This window comes from Xanthovirga aplysinae (genome assembly GCF_009711365.1).
Classification (GTDB): Bacteria; Bacteroidota; Bacteroidia; order Cytophagales; family Cyclobacteriaceae; genus Xanthovirga; species Xanthovirga aplysinae.
The window spans coordinates 1-460 of record NZ_SMMB01000138.1; the positions used below are offsets into that span (position 1 = coordinate 1).

The 460-nt window shown below is 37.6% G+C and carries 1 pseudogene; it reads right to left on the reverse strand.

From position 1 onward, the window contains the following. A pseudogene (locus E1171_RS00220) lies at positions 1 to 282 on the reverse strand (ABC transporter permease); the annotation flags it as partial. Positions 283 to 460 lie beyond the last annotated feature (178 nt).

Genomic DNA, 460 nt, shown 5'->3' on the forward strand with positions numbered 1-460 from the left:
TACCTGTTGTACTTCCGGAAAATCATTTTTCAGGGCTTCAGCAACCGGAGCAGGAGAAAGAGGTGTTTTCGTATTTTCTCCGTTTAAATTGAAGTTGACTTCAACCCGGTAAAGCTTGTCAATTTGGGTATTGTATCGATCATAACTTAATTCATCCAGTACCCAAAAGCAAATCAAAAGACAGCAGGCCATGCCTACTGTTAAACCGGATATGTTGATCAGTGAGTAAAATTTCCGCTTCCCTAAATTTCTAAGGGCTGTTATGATGTAATTCCTTACCATAGCTGATTTTTTATCAGGTGGTTAAAAATGTCTTGTATTCAGATTATCCAAAAAGTATTCCGGCAAAAATGAGACTTTGGAGGCGTTAAAACAAACTTTTTAAAAACAAGACATCGGTCAGCAGGCACTCGGGTTCGCTCACGGACGATTTATAGTTTTTAGTTAGCTTTTTTAAAAT